The sequence below is a fragment of the Segeticoccus rhizosphaerae genome (assembly GCF_009192725.1).
Lineage (GTDB): Bacteria > Actinomycetota > Actinomycetes > Actinomycetales > Dermatophilaceae > Segeticoccus > Segeticoccus rhizosphaerae.
This window is the reverse complement of record NZ_VOHR01000541.1, coordinates 1-1,507: the sequence shown is the minus strand read 5'-3', so window position 1 is coordinate 1,507 and position 1,507 is coordinate 1. Positions and strand designations below refer to the sequence as shown.

At 64.9% G+C, this 1,507-nt stretch carries 2 protein-coding genes; one reads left to right on the top strand and one right to left on the bottom strand.

Annotated elements, in window-relative coordinates:
* Positions 1-27: 27 nt before the first annotated feature.
* The gene (locus tag FRW57_RS21470; RefSeq protein ID WP_238999534.1) at positions 28-1,200 is read right to left on the bottom strand and encodes an IS110 family RNA-guided transposase; all 1,173 of its coding nucleotides are present in this window, start codon (positions 1,198-1,200) and stop codon (positions 28-30) included.
* On the opposite strand from FRW57_RS21470, the gene FRW57_RS24645 reads away from it, so the two are divergent.
* A partial coding sequence (locus tag FRW57_RS24645; RefSeq protein ID WP_238999535.1) for a hypothetical protein occupies positions 1,084-1,507 on the top strand: 424 nt, incomplete at its 3' end. The two genes, FRW57_RS21470 and FRW57_RS24645, sit on opposite strands and share 117 nt — an antisense overlap.

The window sequence follows — 1,507 nt, the reverse complement described above, 5'->3', positions numbered from 1 at the left end:
CAAGCAGACATCCCATGGCGAAACCTGTCAAGCTGCGGCGGCTGGTTCGTCGCGGTGCGACCACGCAGTCGTCTCGTCGTACCGGGTGCCGGTCTTGAGGCAGCCATGCAGGATGCCGACGAGTCGATTGGCCAGTTGTCGAAGAGCAGCGCGATGGCCGGTCCCTCGAGCGCGAAGACCGTCGTAATAGGCCCGCGCCCCAGGTGAGCCGGTCAGGGCGCTGAAGGCTTGCTGCCCGAGTGCGTCGATGAGGCGGTTGTTGTGCACGTAGCGCGCCAGGACGGTCTTCTTCCTGCCCGAGGCCCGGGTGATAGGGCTGGTGCCGGCGTAGTTCTTGCGTGCTCGTGCGTCGGCGTAACGGCTTTGGTCATCCCCGAACTCGGCCAGCACCCGGGCACCGATGACCGGACCCATCCCCGGCTGGCTGAGATAGATCTCAACGTCCGGGTGCTGCCCAAAATGGGCGTCGACCTGCGAGGACATCGTCGTGATCTGTGCGTTGAGCGTGCCGATCACGGCTACCTGAGCTCGAACTGTAGCCGCGTACGCGGCTGTCACGGCAGCCGGCTGCCGCAACTGCTGGGTACGGAGCGCCGCTTGGATCGCCTTGGCCTTCTCACCGGCGTGGTGTCGGCGGGCGCGCTTGAGCGCGGCGGTGATCTGCGTGATCGTCAGGCGCGCTGCCGCGTCCGGATCGGGTGCCTTGGCGAGCAGCTCAAGCGCATCCGCAGCAGCGAGATCCTCGAAGGCGGTCAGTGCAGCTGGGAAGAACTCCCGTAGCGCGTTACGCACTCGCTGCACGTGGCGGGTCCTCTCCCAGATCAACGTCTTATGGGCCCGTGCCACGACCTTGACCGCCTCAGCCTGATCACTGTCACCCGCGACCTGACGCAACTGATGCGAGTCGGTACGCACCATGTCGGCAAGCATGTGCGCGTCCGCGGCATCGCTCTTGGCACCCGACACGCTCTGCCGTTCCCGGTAGCGTGCCGCCTGCAACGGGTTGACCGCGAAGACGCGGTATCCAGCCGCGACCAGCGCGACCACCCATGGGCCGCGGTCGGTCTCGATCCCGATCGCCACATGGTCGGCCGCCTGGTCACCGATGTGTTTGCCGATCAGCTCATGCAGCTGAGCCATACCAGCCAGGCCCTCAGCGAGTCGCGTCCGAACCAGAGACTGACCCGACTGATCCTGCAACTCGATGTCGTGATGGTCCTCGGCCCAGTCATCTCCTATGAACAGCACTCCCGCACCTCCGACTCTCGATCCATCATCAACAACGTCAGGCAGCTCGTGGAAGGCGCCGGCACCCTAATGAACAAGTGCTCACGCTCGGGCGAGCAGGCACGACATCCCATCAGCGGTCAACTCTTCCAACCACCGGCAGGGGCACGATCTGCTTGTAGGACTCGGAAGAGATCCTGGGCGCACGAGTGCTCACCAACTGGCAGCTACCTGTCACCGAGTCTGCCTCAACGGGCCGAGCCGGTAACTCTCATTAGGG